At 41.4% G+C, this 18,732-nt stretch carries 18 protein-coding genes; 1 reads left to right on the forward strand and 17 read right to left on the reverse strand.

Annotated features, from left to right (window positions below):
- Nucleotides 1-4 precede the first annotated feature (4 nt).
- The 17 genes from C0Q44_RS28435 to C0Q44_RS28515 form a co-directional block, all read right to left on the reverse strand.
- Entirely contained in the window at nt 5-343 is a 339-nt protein-coding gene (locus C0Q44_RS28435; protein ID WP_024633918.1) for a hypothetical protein, read from the reverse strand.
- A gap of 28 nt (nt 344-371) precedes the next feature.
- Nucleotides 372-632, reverse strand: coding sequence for a hypothetical protein (locus C0Q44_RS28440; protein ID WP_258166599.1), 261 nt, complete (start codon nt 630-632; stop codon nt 372-374).
- Between the two features lie 85 nt (nt 633-717).
- Nucleotides 718-951, reverse strand: a complete 234-nt coding sequence (locus tag C0Q44_RS28445) for a hypothetical protein (RefSeq protein ID WP_258166600.1) — start codon at nt 949-951, stop codon at nt 718-720.
- Nucleotides 952-1,164: 213 nt separating this feature from the next.
- Nucleotides 1,165-1,542, reverse strand: coding sequence for a DUF4258 domain-containing protein (locus C0Q44_RS28450; RefSeq protein WP_105410510.1), 378 nt, complete (start codon nt 1,540-1,542; stop codon nt 1,165-1,167).
- 326 nt (nt 1,543-1,868) lie between these two features.
- Nucleotides 1,869-2,174, reverse strand: coding sequence for a YhjD family protein (locus C0Q44_RS28455; RefSeq protein ID WP_181151211.1), 306 nt, complete (start codon nt 2,172-2,174; stop codon nt 1,869-1,871).
- 43 nt (nt 2,175-2,217) lie between these two features.
- The gene (locus C0Q44_RS28460) at nt 2,218-2,583 is read right to left on the reverse strand and encodes a YolD-like family protein (protein ID WP_105410512.1); all 366 of its coding nucleotides are present in this window, start codon (nt 2,581-2,583) and stop codon (nt 2,218-2,220) included.
- The gene (locus C0Q44_RS28465; RefSeq protein ID WP_105410513.1) at nt 2,580-3,821 is read right to left on the reverse strand and encodes a DNA polymerase IV; all 1,242 of its coding nucleotides are present in this window, start codon (nt 3,819-3,821) and stop codon (nt 2,580-2,582) included. Before C0Q44_RS28465 ends, C0Q44_RS28460 begins: the two co-directional genes overlap by 4 nt.
- A 268-nt stretch (nt 3,822-4,089) precedes the next feature.
- Nucleotides 4,090-5,247: a hypothetical protein gene (locus C0Q44_RS28470; RefSeq protein ID WP_105410514.1), complete on the reverse strand. Its 1,158-nt coding sequence runs from the start codon at nt 5,245-5,247 to the stop codon at nt 4,090-4,092.
- 390 nt (nt 5,248-5,637) lie between these two features.
- Nucleotides 5,638-6,060 (reverse strand): hypothetical protein, encoded by a 423-nt coding sequence (locus C0Q44_RS28475; RefSeq protein WP_105410515.1) that lies wholly within the window; start codon nt 6,058-6,060, stop codon nt 5,638-5,640.
- Nucleotides 6,060-7,694, reverse strand: a complete 1,635-nt coding sequence (locus tag C0Q44_RS28480) for a glucosaminidase domain-containing protein (RefSeq protein WP_258166601.1) — start codon at nt 7,692-7,694, stop codon at nt 6,060-6,062. Before C0Q44_RS28480 ends, C0Q44_RS28475 begins: the two co-directional genes overlap by 1 nt.
- 180 nt (nt 7,695-7,874) lie before the next feature.
- Nucleotides 7,875-10,616, reverse strand: coding sequence for a CD3337/EF1877 family mobilome membrane protein (locus tag C0Q44_RS28485; protein WP_374955165.1), 2,742 nt, complete (start codon nt 10,614-10,616; stop codon nt 7,875-7,877).
- Nucleotides 10,549-13,218, reverse strand: a complete 2,670-nt coding sequence (locus tag C0Q44_RS28490; protein WP_105410517.1) for an ATP-binding protein — start codon at nt 13,216-13,218, stop codon at nt 10,549-10,551. Before C0Q44_RS28490 ends, C0Q44_RS28485 begins: the two co-directional genes overlap by 68 nt.
- Before the next feature lie 33 nt (nt 13,219-13,251).
- Complete coding sequence (locus C0Q44_RS28495; RefSeq protein ID WP_105410518.1) at nt 13,252-13,644, reverse strand: TcpE family conjugal transfer membrane protein; 393 nt, start codon at nt 13,642-13,644, stop codon at nt 13,252-13,254.
- 23 nt (nt 13,645-13,667) lie between these two features.
- Nucleotides 13,668-13,964 carry a hypothetical protein gene (locus tag C0Q44_RS28500; RefSeq protein WP_105410519.1) on the reverse strand — a complete coding sequence of 99 codons (297 nt, stop codon included), beginning with the start codon at nt 13,962-13,964 and terminating at the stop codon, nt 13,668-13,670.
- An 18-nt stretch (nt 13,965-13,982) separates the two neighbouring features.
- Nucleotides 13,983-15,077, reverse strand: coding sequence for a conjugal transfer protein (locus C0Q44_RS28505; RefSeq protein ID WP_105410520.1), 1,095 nt, complete (start codon nt 15,075-15,077; stop codon nt 13,983-13,985).
- Nucleotides 15,078-15,099: 22 nt separating this feature from the next.
- Nucleotides 15,100-15,489 (reverse strand): hypothetical protein, encoded by a 390-nt coding sequence (locus tag C0Q44_RS28510; RefSeq protein WP_105410521.1) that lies wholly within the window; start codon nt 15,487-15,489, stop codon nt 15,100-15,102.
- A 342-nt stretch (nt 15,490-15,831) separates the two neighbouring features.
- The gene (locus C0Q44_RS28515) at nt 15,832-16,662 is read right to left on the reverse strand and encodes a replication-relaxation family protein (RefSeq protein WP_258166603.1); all 831 of its coding nucleotides are present in this window, start codon (nt 16,660-16,662) and stop codon (nt 15,832-15,834) included.
- 696 nt (nt 16,663-17,358) lie between these two features.
- Here C0Q44_RS28515 and C0Q44_RS28520 point away from each other — a divergent pair.
- Nucleotides 17,359-18,708, forward strand: a complete 1,350-nt coding sequence (locus tag C0Q44_RS28520) for an acetate and sugar kinases/Hsc70/actin family protein (RefSeq protein ID WP_181151212.1) — start codon at nt 17,359-17,361, stop codon at nt 18,706-18,708.
- Nucleotides 18,709-18,732: the final 24 nt, after the last annotated feature.

Below are 18,732 nucleotides of genomic sequence, written 5' to 3' on the forward strand. Positions count from 1 at the left end.
TGGCTCACGCTCCAATCCGAAAGCCTTGACCGATGGTAGTGCCAACGGGGAGTATTCCGCGATAGCTTCGGCCGGCAGCGAATAAAACCATATCTTCACGATGAAAGCCACTGTCCTGTAACTGTTCGTTGATCAATGAAGACCAAATGAACAATTCCGCGGTTGATAACTCCATCACGTTGACTGGTACAAGCGGAACAACATCAACATCAACAAGTCCATCTCCAGTTAAGGCATAAACGGTATAACCAAGTGCTTTTGCCATCTGCAGGTTTTCGCTCATTCGTCTTTCAAACCCACCCAGATTCACGAGAAGACATACTTTCTTTTTCTTGGAATCCATATCTATAGAACCTCCCCTGTTTGACTTTTTATGCGGAAATGAGATAGTCGCCGATTTGTTGCAGCACGTTATGTTTGGAAATGAGCTCTAGTAGCTCTTTTTCAAAATGAGCCGCAACAGACTCTTCAACTTTATTTGCTTTTCCACGTCCACCCACAACCACAATCAATTTAGGACCACTTGTGGCTACATCAAAGTCAATACAGATCTCTTCGCCAGCAACTTCAACAATGGCTAACCCGCCAAAAATAAAGCTTTGGCAAAGGCGAATCGAAACTTTTTTGATCATATCTATTTCCTCCCTGTTTTTAGGAACAAAAAAAGGGATGCTGCATATAGCAGCATCCCTATTTCATCCTATAAAAATTGACTAATTACAAAGTGGCGCTTTTTGGAAAGAAATCCTGCATAGAGAAGTTCTTTTCCAAATCCATTAATGAGACGGTGACGTTGCCAACAATCTTGTGTGAAGCCAGCAATCGTGCATAGCCTGCCATTAACGCGCCATCCGCGAGGTGAATCTCTTCCTCGCATCCACATTTCTGTACGGGGATATCCGTAACAATCAAAGTACCCCCGTCAAAACGCCGTTGATTTGAAGTCGTCATTTCTATAATCTCCTTTTTACACCGGTCACATTGAGAGCTCATTCAGCATCCCTCCTATGACCTTATTTTATCATGAGTTTAGAAAATCACCAAAAGATTTCCGTCCGTTTTAGCCAAAAACCAAATGATCGATCACCAGGATGATCCCGATGATATAAGCTAGCAGCATGAGTGCTTGCTGGCGATCTTTTGTAGGCATATCCTCACATCCCGTTAATCATTATTAGGTATGTACTTCGTGTATCTGGGATTGTCATTCACCGGAAAAACAGTCTTTACGATAAATCGCTTATCTGTCTTCAGGAGAACGATTGCTACAATCCAGTCACCAGACATAGCTGGCCCAACAATGGTGCGTTCAGGCTCAGGATTACGTCCCTTATCTCCACTATCAAACCCTTCGACAATTTGTCCATGAGCGATAGCCCAGACGATATCAAGTTCATCGAATACACGATCAGGATAATTCTCATTGTGCAGACGATCATTGATATAGTGGCGGGAAATTGTAGTGATGTACCCATCCTGTTTATTAACACCTTTTAATATGCGTTCCATTTCATCTAACCAATAATTTTGCATGTGGTCCATCTCTATAGCCCCCTTTAATGTCATTTGTTTTTAGACACAAAAAAAGCCCTGAAAGTTAAAATAGGCATGACCAAATAGGCCATACACTAATTTACCTCAAGGCAATCTTATACGTTGTCTGATTGACAACTGCTCCATCTACAGCTGAATTATATCAGCCGAGAAAATTAATAGTTATTCGTAATATCGTGATTATAACCTAATTAGGGAAGATGGACAATAGGAAGGCTGGAGCATTTCTCGGAGGGAAGCAGTCCTAGGGTCTCCAATAGTTGAACGTTGTTGAGAGCTAAGTCTAAGGTGTGGATTTGACTCTCCCCTCCCCTCTAACGTGAAGCTGTGATGTCTACATGCATGTACTCTGTAAGAATCAATGTGATATCCACCTTCACTTTGCTCCATAATAGTGTCATTTTATGTTCATATCCGCGAGTGGAATAGTCTACAGTTAAACTTTCCGTAGATCTGTACTGCTTGATTATTTTAATATCTTTTTGCTTGAGCGTTTTCTTCAGTTCAACCATTTCGATAGTGATCCTTCTCTGAATCGTGTCCAGATGATCCGCATAAGCAGCCTTCATTTTTAACGTTGAAGCGGATATTCTTTTTTTATCCTCCTCGATCGTATCCATTAAGAAGGGGATTTCTACGTGTCTCTTTACTAAAGCTAATTCTTCAGATGTCTGTTTCAAAGTCAGGTCCTCCATCATTAAGTCGAACGGAGAGTAGCTTATCAAAATCTATCCAATCATAACCCTGTTCTAATTCGATCTTAATTCGTTTTCCAGTGTTACTTACAGACGTAACGATCCCTTGTATAAATGTACTCCCGGTTTTGTTAAACACTTCGAGGGTAGCTTCCAACGTATAATTAAGAGACATCCGTATGTTCTGTCCAATGATCTCTCGTTCATCTTCGTGTAAGAGCGGTTTATCTCTATAGTCTTTTTCTGCATGGTGTTCATTGATTCGTTCTTTATGCTGCGGCAACATCATCCGATTGGATTCCCATAATCCGTTAGCTACCAGTTTTTTGCTCATTTATAGTGTCCTCCAATTTTAGATGCTCTATCTATCGCTTGACCCGCAGCCGTAATCGAGCTCGCTCGTAGTATGGCAATGTCGCCAAATCGATCTTTGATGTCATCCATGACTCGATCAATCGCCCGTTTCTGCTCTTGATCGTCGAATAAAGATAATTGGTACGTGTCCGCATTAGATAAATCAGAGAGTGATACGCTGACACGACGAACGGGCTGTCCGTCCCAGTGATGATGAAAGAGCTTCTTAGCAACCTTACACACATCCACGGTTATGTTTGTGGGGTCGGGTAACTTAATCTGTCTATGAAACCCCGTTGGCCGGTCGAAATCTGCACCAGTGGAGCTGACGGAAACGACGCTGCCCATCAGCCCCTTTTTGCGGGCTCTTCTGCAAACTTCTGTACAGATATCTTGAATGACCACGTCAATCTCCCAGGCCTCTGCATAGTCTCTGGGAAGAGTCATTCCGTTTCCGATATCCTTTTGAACGCTATGTGTTGAGATCGATACCGGACTTTCGTCTAAACCATTGGCAACCCGCCATATGACCTCTCCATTAACCCCCCATTTGCTTCTTAGCTTGGATAATGGTGTAGTGGCAAGATCTTCTATTGTCCGGATCCCCATCTTCCAAAGATGTTTTTCCATCCTCGATCCAATTCCCCACATTTCACGTATAGGTTTATGCCCGATATGTTTATGCAGTTCTTCCTTCTTTAAAAAGAATACTCCACCATCAATTTTTTTAGCGATCATATCACAGCAAAGCTTACTCATCACTTTGTTGGTCGAAATACCTGCTCTGGCATATACGCCGGTCTCATTAAGTATTTTGGCTTGAATTTGTTGGGCCAGGTCTATGGGGTCGTTACCAAACAGATGCAGTGATCCAGTCACGTCCGTAAATAGCTCGTCTATGCTGTAGGGTTCCACCAGGTCAGTAAACTCCTCAATAATGGACATAATTTGAGTTGAAACCTCGATATACTCCTGCATATGGGGTTTCACGACAATCAATTCCGGGCACTTTTGAAGTGCCTGCCACAGTGGTTCAGCTGTAGATACCCCTTTTGCTTTAGCCAGTGGACATGCAGCAAGTATAATACCAGAACGTCTTGCGGGGTCTCCCGCTACGGCTAGGGGTTTGTTTTTATATTGGGGCATCTTTGCTTTTTCAACTGAAGCATAAAATGATTGCATGTCAATAAGCATGATTGTTCGTTGTTTAGTTGCCATTGGTATCACTCCCGTACATTTAAAGAACGTATGTTTGTATATATTATAAACCGAACACACGTTCTTTATGCAAGAGGTAAATTTTATATTCCAGTTGGTTGCTGAACCAACACTCTTTCAAAATAAGAAAACATCCAGTAAATTAACTGGATGTTTTTTAATTAAAGCTCAACTAATTAACAGCAACTCAGCAATAAGAGCTTCACCGATTGAGGTTCTGATCTATATAGACAGTAATCAGATGTTATTTCTTATAATGTAAATTATTTCATCTGTTAAACACCTCATCTCGGAGCATATTGCCTAACTTTTTAAAATATGCGATATAGTGGTCTTCTTTTGTTATTTGGGTTACATCCATATCGGAGATATAAACTCTAGGGACTGAGTCGAGAGAACCTGTCGCCCCTAACGCTAAATGACCAGTGGCCAGAGTATATGCTAGGTTCAACACTAAGTCTAACCGCGAGTACCAAACGCTCGTACCATATCGAGGCCCATCACCTCCACCTGCGATAAGAGGAGCAAAAGTAAAGCCCCCTGTGGAGGTAAATCCATTGGAGGGGATAGCTGCTGCCATGCAAAGCCAGTTTAAGAAACAACGATTATTTTCGTTTTCTCTTATTAGCTTTTGAGCAGCTGATGCAAATGTAAAACATCCTAAAGAGTGTGTGATGGCAAACCCAGCAAGGCTTAAATCAGGAGTTTGAGCTTCTGCTATTCGTCTAAGGAAGGGCAGAATATAATCGCCAGTAATGGCTGCACGACGTTCTAGTTCTCTCCAGAAAACCGCCAAAATTAAAGGATCTGCTTCTCCTGCGGTTCCAATACCAAGCAATAATTGGAATGCTGCTCGTATAATTATCTCGTCCTCATCAGTTAACTCGGTATCATAACTAACCAAGTACACGTCATTCAATTCGTTATGTCCGTTGCTGAAGATTTGCACATGCTCTTCTATATCCGAGAAAAATGAGTAGGCAGAATTTTTCGAGGATGAATACCCTTTTCCGTGTACAAATAAACTTGGTTTCCTTCCCGGAGGAAATTCATAGGTTTCCGGATCAATTTGGACAGCCGTATCGGAACTAAATGGTCTCGGTACATAGTAGATGGCTGGTCGAGGATCTCGACGGATGTCTTTTTTTACAAATCTCCATACTTCTTCAATAACTTCACGGGATAAAAAATGTGCATTCAATAGTGCTCTTGTTACCATGGTTTGGTATTCAATAGTGCGATGAGCAACCCTGAGTCGGATGTCGTCCATGGCAGCTAAACATTCTCCCACGTTTCCTAAAGTAGCCTGAATATCGTTGATTGTATTATCATACATCCCCTGTACCGCATCACCAGCCTGTTGGACGGCATCTACTACTTTATCTGACCATTCACCTAACGAACCACCAATTTTCAATTTTTGCATATCGCACTCCTCCATTGCAGTTTGATTTTTATTGTTCGAAATATCGCGGTTCCTTATCCATCAGACGGACTTAAGGTGGATTTCACGTTCTATAAAAGGTGGCCAACACAGTGTTTTTTAAATTACGTGAATTTAGTCCAGATCGAAGAGAACGAGCGCATGCCGGTAGTTAAGACTTCGGCTCGTAAGTATTTCTGGTCTGTTTACCACTGAAAGACTATAAGTGTGTCAAGTGAGGCAAGGACATCACGGGGGGTTCAATTATAATGTGATTATAAGCCTAGAGTGGATTAATCCAACATCTGTAACACAAAAAGCCCTTCCGACTTCTATGTGAGAAGCGAAAAGGCTGAGATTTAGAACAGAAGAAGTGCAAAATATGTGCAGACCTTACAACATTTCATCAAAGAAATGATGCAAGGTGGTGTATCTGGGAGATTCACTCTGCATATCTTTCTGCAGGATGAGGTAAAGATCTAAGAGTGCATTATCCTCTCCAGCAATGATTTTCTGATTCATCATTTTTAACAACAGTTGATGTATTGGTTCATGTACATCCGCTTGTATGTCAGAATTTTGTTCATGCAATGCTGTACGATTAGCCTGGAAGAAAACATCTTCGTACCGGTAGACAATCATCCGGAGTATTTCTGCTTGTTCTTGCAGATAATTGGATGAAAAGAGCAACCGGAATAGTTTAGAATCATCCATAGGGTGTCCGGCTATGTCTAACCAGGCCTGTACCCCTTTAAAGGTGATCTCGAAATTCATCATGAAGAAAGAATCAGAGCGTTCCGCAATTTGAGCATTCATCAATATTTCCCCTTTACATAATCTATATTGGATACCAGGAGTGCATCCTTCCCAGTAGAGTCAATCGTAACCGTTACGGCATTTGGAATATCCTTCATAAAAATTCTCGGAGGGTTAAGATCTCCCCCATATCCTAAGTTTACCACACGATTATAGTTTTCCAAATTGACAATCGATTTGCCGGTATCCGGATCTCTAAACGGGCTACTGGAGTTCCCTACAGTTGCGGGGGTTCCATAATATTGCCTTAAACCAAACGTGATAGTTATAGAGTCAATCAAGCCATCGTATACGCCCCCATTGTCCCCACCAAAGCCGCCAAAACCAATATTCTCAAAGGGTATCCCTGTTGTTGGATCAATTCCCCGGTTCATATCGAGAGCGACCAGGTTCTGAGAACGCATAATGGACTTGAGTTTATTCGCATACTGGCTGTCCGTGGCATAGCCGGCACGCTGCAACTCATTAGCAAAAGCAAATGGATTCTCCATCTTCAATGCTTTTTTATATCTGCTGTTCTTCAGCAAGAATGCAGAGTGGTCCGCAAAGGAAGCTAATGGGCTACTATAGCTGCGGAACTTTGCTTGAATTTGTACGCTAATTCCGCCAATCTCTTCATGTGTGGTGGCTGTACAGGTTGGTCCCTTCCAACTCTTATTTGCCTTAATCCCGAACATATTATTACAGATGGACCGTTTTCCGTACCCAGACTCTAACGCTGCCTGAGCAAGAGAAATACTGGCAGGTACACCACTTCTACGTTCTTCCTCTTGTGCTGCTGAAGCATAAGCAATAAAGAACGGATTAGTCAGATTGCCAATCTCTGAAGGGATCTGCACGGGAGGGGCTTCTGGGGGAGGTTCAGATACTTCACTGCCATCCGGTAGAATGGCTTGAACCGTGTTGATTCCCCCATTCACCAGTTCCCGTATATAGATTGTCCCTTGATCTGTAAATGTTGGAGCGGCAGATTCCATAAACACATTATTAATGTATAAGATCTTATTGGATTCAAATGAGGCACCAGATTCAGCATCCACGCCCGTCCATTTAATTTTCTTGGCCACATCGAATGCTTCTATACTTGCTGTTTCCGTCAATTTAGACATCAACATGACAAAAGGTTTAGGATCAATAGCTTCTTTGCCTTCAGGTATCATCTCAAAATGGAGATGGGGGCCAGTGGATCGACCCGTGTTTCCTGATAGACCAATAACGTCTCCCACACTCACATATTGTCCTGGTGTAACAAGTGCTTCACTCAAATGCAAATACCGGCTGCTCATACCAATCTGAGGATTCGTACTTTGAACGGTAACGTAGATCCCTGCATTCTGCGTGCTGGCCGGATCAGTGCTCCGGGGATAACTTACTTTGGTGACTACCCCTTCAAATGAATTCGTGACAGGGGTTCCTTCCGGAATCCCGATATCTATACCTTTGTGAAAGGATTGAGCCTCACCTGTAACGGGGTGTTTCCGCGTTCCATAGTCACTGGTGATGGATTGCTCGAAATTACGGACATAAATGGTTGGTGGGAGGATCCCTTCAAAGATCTGAGTCTCCCCCGCTACTTCTTCTGCAGATGATACGGCTGCGGCGATCAGGTAGAACATGCCGAATACACCGATCAAACAAACGCTGACAATCCAAAAGATGGGGGACTTGAGTATCCCCTTAGTTACCAAATCCTTTGCTTTTTTCTGGACTTTCTGCTTAACCTTTCGCTTCAGGTGCTCTTTGAGCATGTCCGCAGTATTACTTGAATTACCAGTACTAGGTAACAGTGTGATCACGTCCTCAAAATAACTAGATTAACTTGTAGAACCGGAGTTGTTCTGCTGGCTAATCGTCTGCTTTCTAGCAGTACGTGCCTTGTTTTGTACTTTCTTCGATAGATTCTCAGCTGCATTGCTGACTGTAGCGACCTGGCGAGAACGCTGCATCGTTTTGAGATGCTTAAGTTCATCTTGCAATCCACTGCTGACTTCGGTTGATATTTTCTCTTTCATTTTGATTGCTACCTGTTGGTTGGTTTCCGTATTGATTTCTAACCGTAGATCATCAGCGTTCATGACGGTCTTCAGTTTTTGTTTGGAGTCATCCATCTGATCTTTCAATGCTTTGTTATTAAAGTTGACTGACTTAGGACTCATTTTCGTATCCACGGTCGGTTTAACATTCAGTAACACGGCTGCCTTCTGATCCAGCGTTTGCTTATGGCTCGCTATACGACTATCCGGCATAGCAGGCATCTTAGATAAAACAGCTTTTGTGTTAACTGGGGCGGCTGTACGTACCTGCGGTCCGGGAGCTACAATGCCGTCTTTAGGTGCATTGATTTTACTGAACGCTTCGTTAGCTTTAAGCAGTTGCATTTTGTAATTTTTAAATTCATCCATACCTTCGAATTTGGATGCAATGGAAATGCGTCCGGAGCGCACGAGCATGGTGTCATTAATCATCTGATTCGTTTTCAAGCCAGATGATTTAAATCGCGAATCCATTTCTTTTACGAAGTCCGTATGTTGAACAGGCTGATCCGTCATATTTGCTGTATCTACTGCTTGTTTATAATCCACTTTGTATCGATCAAAGAGTTGGATCATTGTAAAGTCATCGACTGCTGTCTGCAGCTTCCGATTACGATTCAATGTCTTCGCTCTTTCCATCTGATCTACAGCACGTTTAGGACGTTGGACCATGAATGTAGATGCCTGACGAATGGCACTTTCGTTCCCATAAATCGTAGCAGCCACTTCCTGGTCATTCATGCCTTCATGCACACCTTGGGTTAAGATAGCCTGTTTGACATTTCCACCATCATCCTTGATGTCTTTAAGACGTCCCTTCTCTTCTTTCCATTCTTTGTCCATACCGCGGAAGGGACTTGTGGTGCCATTGCGTAAGTTGTCGTTGACCTTCTGAACAAACGGGGTGTACTGTGCAGGCTCGCCGTATTCAGTAGCAATCTCTTCAGAAGCCTGCTTTTCCCGTTGATAACGGAGCATCATACTTGCTGATGTTGCATCGTTTAGGTTGTTGTCTGCTTTCGTAATCGAGCTAGGGTTAAAGCTACGTGGAACCCCCTCGTGTTCTCTCCGGTTAAACAAACCACTTACTTTGTTGGTAGCGCCATTGTAAAGGGAACGTGTGATATTCCGTTGCACACTATCCACGATCGTTGATTTAGGTTTTGGCATTGCGGGAATAACACCTGTTGCTTTGCTGAATACACTCGTAATTTCATCACGATATTTAAATACGAGGAATACCGCTATAGCTTCAAATATCATTCCTGTGAACCAGCCTCTACCTCCCTTCACTGCCACAGCCTCATAGACCAAATGACCGAATACAAGCGAGAAATTGAAGAATATCATGGTCATCGTTGTCATCATGAGTAAACCAATGAGCTTGATGAACTGACTCCGTATTACAGAAAAGCCAGCTTCACGCCCTGGGAAGAGTGCACCAAGCAAGGTGATAGACATGAATGAAGAGTGAATCAATGTTTTAAATCTCATGAAAATCGTTGCTATGGCCCAAAAACAGAAGAAACCCAGAATAAACAATGAAAATGCGAGATTTACTAAGACAATAATCATTTGAGAAGCAGATCGCTCTTGTTCCACTTTTGGATACTTTGTAGCGGCTTCTTTCAGAGCGTCTTCCCGTTCATCCGAGAAGGATTCAGTGGTGAGCACCTTGTCCAGAACTTGGGGGTCCTTCTCTGCAATTTGGCTATCATCGAATTGCAACATGGTATACGGACGAATAACCAGCTCCTGCCACACTTGCTCCGAGATGACCGTAACGCCTTCTTTCGAATCCGTTTTAAGCCCAGTCGTCTTGGCGAGAGAGATATAAATCGTATTTCCTATGTCCCCTACAAGACTATTAGCAAACTTCAGGAATGGGCCGGCGTTAGCAAAAAATGCGAGGGAGATGACTAATGCCATAACAAACGTAAATGCCTGAGAGAAACCATCCAAGAAACGACCTCTCACCATCAATATTGCAATATAGCACCCGGTGATTGTGGCAAGCATGCCTCCCAGGCTATCCCAAAAACTCCCTTTATTGATGCTGCCTCCACTAATGCCGGTTACACTTTTAATAATGTCTGCTACAGCATCAATGAGCTGGTCCATTAGACTGAAAGTAAAAGCTTCTCTGGCAATGAAGTTGAAGAATCTAGCGATTTGCACATTTGCTAGAAATAACATGGACAAGCCATGATCAAAAGCGCGAACAATACCGTCCTGAGCCTTGTCTCCTACTTGCCAGAAGTGGCGGTCTTTAGCGACGGTTTGAAAAGAATAATGCGAAACACCGTACTTGTTATAGTTGGTATTGGCCGTATCATCTTTGGGAATCATCTCATCGAGAGAGTCTGCATATGCTACGTGACTGGTAAGGATGCTCCCCAAAAGCATAAATATAACTAAACATAGCGTCATCCATCTTCGACCCTGATTGGGCTGATTAAGCTGGTTCTTTATCCGTTGTATCAACATCCAAGGAGTCCCCCTCCTTGCTATATTGTTCTTCATAATAGTTTTGGAAATTTTGAAGAACCGAGAACTCGTTTTCCTCGTTCTCCTCGTTCTCCTCATTCGCAGCATCCGACTCTGCAGGTGGCCGTGTATCGAAGCAATCAAACAGATGTTGGAATACCACATCGATATATACAAGGCCGATTCGACCATACAAATCTTGCATCAGACATTGACCGTTTTCCAAGTTCTTGATCATATCGATATTCTGTTGGGTATGCTCTAAGCCAAAATACGAAAGTGTATTTTTGATCTTGGTATTGTCCTGATCACGGAACGCAAATTTAATTCCGATGTTACCTGCCAAGTCTCCTGCCATATCCGTCGAATTTTGGGTGATGAACACGGCACCACCATTCAATGAACGACCTGTACGAACAATCATATCTGCGAGTGCTTTACCTGCTTGTGTGCCTAGCAAGGCCCAGGCTTCATCCATCAAGACAAATTTAAAGATGGATATGTTGTGATAGATAAACTTATGGGCGAACCGGGCAATCGCAAACATGAGTGCAACGCTCATTTTTTCGTCCAATGAGTAGTTATCCGGAGACTTCTCGGGGGACGGCATCTTCAGGTTCTGAATTTGCAATATATTAATTGCATAATCCAATTTGATAGTTGCTTCTCCACCAGTACCGAATAACAACTTGGCGAAAGATAACGTTTCAAAACTCTCAAGAATTTCAGCTAGGACTTTTGCGGGAGGTCGCGTCAACCCCATTTCATAGAGTACGGGGATGGCCTTGGCTAAATATGGCTCCGCACCATTGGCTACTTTATTTACTGCTTGGGAGATATAACTGTACTCCACACTATTGGTTTTGGTAGATGACAAGTAAGCGAGAATCTCAACCGCTGCTTCTTTTGCGGTTTCAATATCATCTAACATGACAAACGGGTCTAATTTACCCATATCTTCTTTGGCAGAGGACAATGTAGCTACTTGAATTTGTCCAGCCAGTTCAGGAAGATCGTCTGGCCAATTAGAACGCTCGCCTTTGGGATCAAAAATGAGTGTTTTCCCACCAAGGACAGCCGCATTTTGATAGCCCAGAAGGTTTGCCGCCATCGATTTACCACCGCCAAGTGTTCCGGTAAGAGACATACTTGGACTGCGGTTCTCTTGGCTGGCGTTCGCTGGATCAAGATAGACAGGACGATCAAGTGGACCTGTCGTACCGATGTAAAGCCCTTTCCCATCTCCCAGTTCTTGCGTAGCACCCACCATACCGGATGCTAACATTTCTGGGGGGATCCGCTGAATGTAATCCGACACGTACCGAGGAGATCCTGGTATAAAATCATTAAATAAGAGCCACTGATCTCCACTGGGAAGCTCAACATGAATGTTTCCAAAGTCTCTATAGTGATCTTGGAGGATAGATACATTACTTTTGAGTAGATCCAGGTTTGTGTGATAGAGCCCATAGGTTACATGAGTGATAAATGTTGGATTCTTCCGTTTCTTATATTCATCCTCTAAATACATGGCATTTTCTTGTTTCTCCTGCAGGTCCATGGGCACGCTAGCGTTGGCTTCTTGAATGTTTTTGACCTGGTTATCTATATCCATTCGTTTACGTGCCAGTTTTTTGAGTGCGTCGCGGGCTTCCAGAACGTCGACCTTTATGCTCATCGAGACAGGGAATGGAAGTGTAGCTGCACTATATAGCCATTCACTTCCCGGCATGTCCAGATTATCTGGTAACTCAGAGAGAGCTAAGTATGCATGATAAATTTGCTTATCTGTACCTTCATGTAATTGTGTAATCCCCACTCGTCGTGGATGAGATGTATCAATATCAGCTTCCGTTAGAGTTAGTACTTGTCTAGAATCGTAGAAGAATGAAGGTTTACCGGCTTTTTTGCCTTTGGTCTTTTTAGGAGACCAGTTTTCATTTTCCGTAGAACGTAGAGGTGGATCAGCAATACCCCACCAGAAGTTCCTCTTAATTAGCCACTCCGTTGTTTGTTCTGTTCCTCTTTTGACTTTCATCCTACGAGATAGGCGATCAAAGATCTGTCTCTCTTTTACCTGATAACTTTGAAATTCGTGTTCGAAGATCTCAGGTTCATTCAGTCCAGAAAGGTTTTCGATGGCTCTTTTCGGGTGAAGTACTAATTTTTTCATCTCCGTTACCATGGAGCCAAGCTGGTCTACCAGATCTTTTGAGTCACTTTTGGGGAGATAAACAACCAGAAATGCTTTGTAATCGGCATTGTTCACCCCTTCAACAGAGTTGTAGTTAGAACTGAGGTACTCTTCCATCTGATAAATAATGCCGATGGAATTCTTCTTAAGGGGGCCAGATACTCTTTTCTGGCGAAGTCTTTCATGGTGCTGATGTATGTCATGGGTTTTAGGAAGCCATAAGATATGAAACTTATCGGTTAACATACCGAGTGAAGCAGTTTGTGTGATAAGACGGTCAATCTTTTGCTGATCGCTAAGATGGTCGTATATATATGGGTTGAGCTCATAGATAGCCCATACTTCTTTATTGTGATTGAATATTAGATTCTGCTCGAAGTAAGCAATAGGAAATTCAATTTTAACTTTGCTCGGTTTTTTCTGTACTTCCCCAAGTGTTGCCAAGATTTTTCACTCCTTGTAAAGAAAAGAGTGTGCCTAGGCACTCTCTCTTCTTTTTCTGTATGCTCTGTATGCGATTTTACTGGTATACACGTAGCGCTTGTTGTGCTCAACTTTACGGTACCTATGTAAATGCTTTGGGCGTAACCAATAGAAGATCATACCCAGCAGCCATTTATGTGGGGCCTTGCCGTCGAGTTTTTGTTTAGCAATCAACCAGGCAGAGATTCCGGGTAGAAAAGCATACGTATACACACCTGGTATAAAGAATAAGATCTTGCCTAACAGCGACCAAAAGATAAAGCATGCAACAAAAATTCCTACTAGCCTTAAGTTTGCTGGTATGGGAAGTTTTTTCCCTTCAATTGCGTAAATGACCCAATCTAAATTCCATATCTTCGTGTAATTCGAGACGGTAATTCGGGGGATTCTTTTTTATCACTCATCGTGGCTTACCCGAAAATAGCTTTCCAGAGTGTATTTGCCAGATTCTTCATTTCAGTCCAGTTCAGAATCATAGCTATCACTAGAATGATACCTACGAAGCTAAGTAGCTTCATCCAATCCCGAGTGACAAGAAAGAACAAGGCACTTACTAGAATTAGACCTGGAATCAAAGCACCGAGGTTGGTCTGCAACCAAGTATTGGCTTTAACGCCTGGATCACTCGCAAACACGGGCAAAGCAAACATCAGGCTTGAAAAAATGATTAATGAAACACGTGATAATAGTTTTTTATTTAAGCGCATGAAATGTGCTCCTCTCGACTATTCAGTTGAAGTAGTTGGATCTGAAGGGGAGGTTCCAATTGTGGTATCCTCTTCAAGGGTTTCGCTTGCTATATCTTGTTGATCGTTCTGATCGCCAATTGAAATGACATACATACGATTATCTTTTTCTATTACATTTAGAATCCATAGGTTTGTGAAAATTTCTCCGATATCGCTCTTCACGAGCACTGATGCTTCGATTCGTATATAGGATGGCAAAGTCCCTGTACCTTTCATTTGGTACACAGATACATTCTCCACCTTGTTCATCTCAAATTCAGATGCAGTTAGGTGTGAAGGTGCATTTTTGATATCGTCGTAGAAGTATTTGATTTGACTCACATTTCCTTCAAAGTACGAGCTCAGAAAACTGTTAGCCAATTCAGAGGCACGTTCAATCTGTTCCGTATCTGAGATAAACTCACCTTGCTCAGATGGTACAGATTCTCCTTTTTGCTGATTTGCTACAAAGCGCGGGTAGTTTTCAATAACAAAACCTTTGGGGGTATCAGATACAGGAACCACCATATAAGTCTGTTTGATTACCTTTCCTTTTTTATCCTTTGTTGCGACTGAGTCAGAAGCGGAATCGAGGTCAACCTCACGACGAACATTTAATGTAATCTCAAATGAAGCATCGTTAATTTGGCTTGTATCATAAACCTCAACGGATTGTACATGGGATGTACCCTTAACCTCATAAGGTTTTAATCCAGCATCTGCATCGATCCCACTTATGAATTTTTTGAGCCTTTCTGTACGGTCATTTACATCGTTAATTGACCATGTGAAATATTCAGTAGCAAAATCACTTGCAAATCCTTTTATTCCATCTGTAATCGCGGGCTCACTGGAACCCATGTTTGTAACCTTTTCGATTACCCTTGTACCTTGTGTGAATGAAACGACACCTTTAAAGATGATAAATAGAACAAACATCCAAAACACGAATCGAATGAAGGCTTTACCCGAAGTACGTTTAGGTGAACTAGATTTAATCGACTTATCTTTAGCCTTCTTCACCTTAGGGGAATCATCTTTTAAATCGTCATCATCAGATTCATGTGACTTCTTTTTTTTAAGAAAACCCAATGGAGTAGCACCTTCCTAACTATTAACGATTTTTGTTGCTCTTGTTGTTTCTGTTCCCTGTTGATAGGACACCGACTAGAAAAACACCGACCCCCAAGAGTATGAGTGCATGTTTCGTATCAAATTCCATGAACCACTTCCCAGTGCTCTTGAGTTTATCCATTATCCCTGGAACGGTACCCACGACCACCTCAGTAGCTTGATCAATAACCTTCTCCACTTTTTCATGTGATTCATCTCGATTGGATTCTTTCGGTGGGGTTGGTGCAGATTCTTCAACCTTCGCAGGTGGCGGGACTGCTTCTGGCACAGGTGTATTGTGAGTGCTCGGTGTGCGTATTAATAGCACTGCAGCTGTCAAAATGACGAGTAGGCTGATACTGATCAATACGATTCTCTTGTTTTTGCTCAATAGAATATCACCCCCATTCCATTATAATTAGTTAATCAATCAATATACTAACATAATAACTAATTGATTAATATACTAAAATGGCTTAGGGTTTCATGCTTAATTTCATTGTGAGAAATACAAAAAGCTTCTGCATTGTGTTGGTGCTTCAGGTTATTTGGGTGGGATGATTAAGGTGATGAAGTAAAATCCAAATGGACTTTGCTTTTTACATGTGTACGCAAGGGTATTGATTTTGAGGGGATTTGTGAAAAGTAAAAATAAAAGGCCTCTCCCCTATTAGGGAAAGGCCAGACAGATATATTCCAATTTTCATGACAAATGCAGTTGAATTAACTAAGGCTATTGAGATGTTGAAAAAGTTGAATATGCAGATATGACATCCCCGATGCTTCTTCCTGTTAAAACTCTGCTGTTTATACCGAATACGGTTTGAGCTGCATTTTCAATATTAGTAAGACGCTTGTTGTAGATTGCATTGGGAACAATAAATGCGATGATGCCGTCACGGATGATTTTGTTAGATGTAAGTTTCATCACGTCTCGATAACGTTCTAACTTTTTCTCAATAGAAACCTGATCCGTATGAAATGGTGATCGTTGAATTGGCTCGGTGGAACGATCCAGTTCAACGAAAAACACTTGCTGTCCAATTCTCAATACAGCATCGGGTCGAATTGATATTGTATCATTGTCGCTATACACGGATAAAGACGGATACCAATCCCAGTCATGATATTGCTTTAAGTCTGGGTCTTGATTCATCCACTTGTAACGTAAATCCAAATATACCTTACCTAACTCCCAGAAGTGGTCCTTTTTTGCACGTTCCATATCAAGTTCATTTTTAGAAAGACGATTCTCCTCTAAGATCCCTTTTTTGATTTCGACTATCTTAAGACCACGACTGCTTAGATAATACCATGTTTCTCCTAAGATCTTCGAAGTTCTCCTGTGTGAAGGTTTATCAGATGAATTAGGGTCGTAAGTAGAGTACTCCAGTAATCCACGATCTTTGAATCGTTTTACTGTCCTTCTAAGCCTAGTTATAGCTCTATTTTCATTTTTTTGTTCCAGTTCCTTTCTTTCTTGCCCTGTTGAGCTGACGTATTCGGGATAATGATATTCAGGTGTATCTAAAAAATAGTTACTTAACAGGGTTTGCTGTGGCATACATCGACACATGTACAAATCAGTGAGCATCTCCCAATCTCTGTCGGTGAGAAGATCGATAGTCTCTCCAAGTGTATATTCGGATGAGTCTTTTTTCCTTTTTCTTTCGGCTGAACTATCTGGTTTTAGTTTACTCTTGCTAGTGCTAGTGTTCATTACCTCTCCTTTCTAAACCTTGAATCTGAGCCATGAGTGGTTTGGGTTGATTGGATTGTATTATACGGTGTTAGTCGCGATTTGTTCAAGTTATCAATTCCTGATACAGCAATACTTTGAGGGTTATGCTGCTTAAGTTATTACTTCAGCTAATTTATTGACATAGAAACACTTAAATAGCATTACGTACGGCATTTATTAAGTACGACATAAAGCATTACAAAATTCCTTACTATAATCGTGACATAAATCAGACATATAATGAATTAGTATGCTCTTCTCCTGATATGGATGGACAGGTTCAGGTATAACTGAATATATTCGAATTAATACAGTTTCCAGGTCAGCGGATAAATCCGGATATCTACGGATTTATCCGTGTATTCAGTTCACTGATTATAATTTAATTATAATCGTATATATATAAAGTAGTAATACAATTGATATTCAATTGTATATAAGGTTGACTCCGATTATAAAAGAATATAAACTGATGAAGTGATGTGATAACTACAAGAGGTTATTAAGGAGGAATTTTATATGACGAAGAAATACACAATGTCAGTAGGGAATGATATAGGCAATAGTGAAGCAGATGTTTATATTGATGGTAAGTTGGTAAGACAACCAAATGTCTTTTCCTCAATTGGACAACTCCCTTGGAAAGACGATGATATCGATGTACAGAAAAATCTAAAAAACATATTTGATAATTTGGTTGTATCTATTATCTCTCCAGCTGTTCCTACAGGAATGTACACCATTGGAAATCATGCCCTAAAAACGAATGGGGAAAATGTAACCAGTCTATACGTTAAAGGAAACGGTTCGAAAGCCGATCAACTTGTACCATACATAAATACCTTGGCACTAATTGCGGCAAGAGCCGTGCAAAAAGCGTACAGTGAAAATGACAACCTTAACGAGGCGATTGAAGTAGAAGCTGATATGGCAGCTGCATTACCAGTTAAACAATGTTCGCCTACGAATACCATGAAATTACGTCAAAAATTTATGTTGGGTTCTCATCTCGTAACTGTACATTTAGGTCTTACAAAGAGCGTTACTGTTAAGATTCAATTTCATTATGTACATGTTTTACAAGAGGGAACCGCTGTTGTTTTTGCTCTTCAAATGAATTCAAATGGCGACTGGAGAACAACTTCGTATAATGCAGACGAAGTGGAAACTGAAGATACCAATCTTCCTGGTATGTTTGATAAGTTTGCAGAACTATATAAACTCGGAGAGATTGATGGAAGTTACTTCGAAGGGAAAAACATAATGCACATCGATATGGGAGACGGTACTGCAGATACTCCTTTAACACGAGGCGATGCCGTTGACAACGATTTTGGAGATGGCATTAATAGCGGGGTTGGACATGCAATTACTGCTGCGATTCCGGATCTTCTTACTTTGGCACCTCATGCTTTCAATTCAATCACACGTCAACAATATAGTGAAATTCTTAAGAGCCAACGTTCAAATAAAAAACATAAGTTTTTAAATGAAGCTTTACAGGCGTTTAATCCTCACTGTGATAATCAAGCTAATCAGATTTTACACCACTCAAACGATCAAATTCTAAAGATTGGAGCAAACGACATTGATATTGTAGTAGCGTATGGTGGTGGGAGCATTCTAATGGAACCGACGATCTATAATAAGTTGAAGGCTATTTGCGACAACACTAGAATACAGCTTTTCTATGTTCCTGCGGAATATGCTGTTACTTTAAATGGTGAAGGGCTTGATTATTTTGTGAAAAGCCCAATTTATGAGGCTCTAAAAATGAAATTTTTATCTTCTCCTGAGTATGTTTCAATGAAGAAAGTAGAAGAAAATAAGAAATCAACTGTAAAACAAGCTGCTAGCACAAAGGAATAACTAAATTTAAAATATTCTGATTTG

This window comes from Paenibacillus sp. PCH8 (assembly GCF_002968835.1).
Classification (GTDB): Bacteria; Bacillota; Bacilli; order Paenibacillales; family Paenibacillaceae; genus Paenibacillus.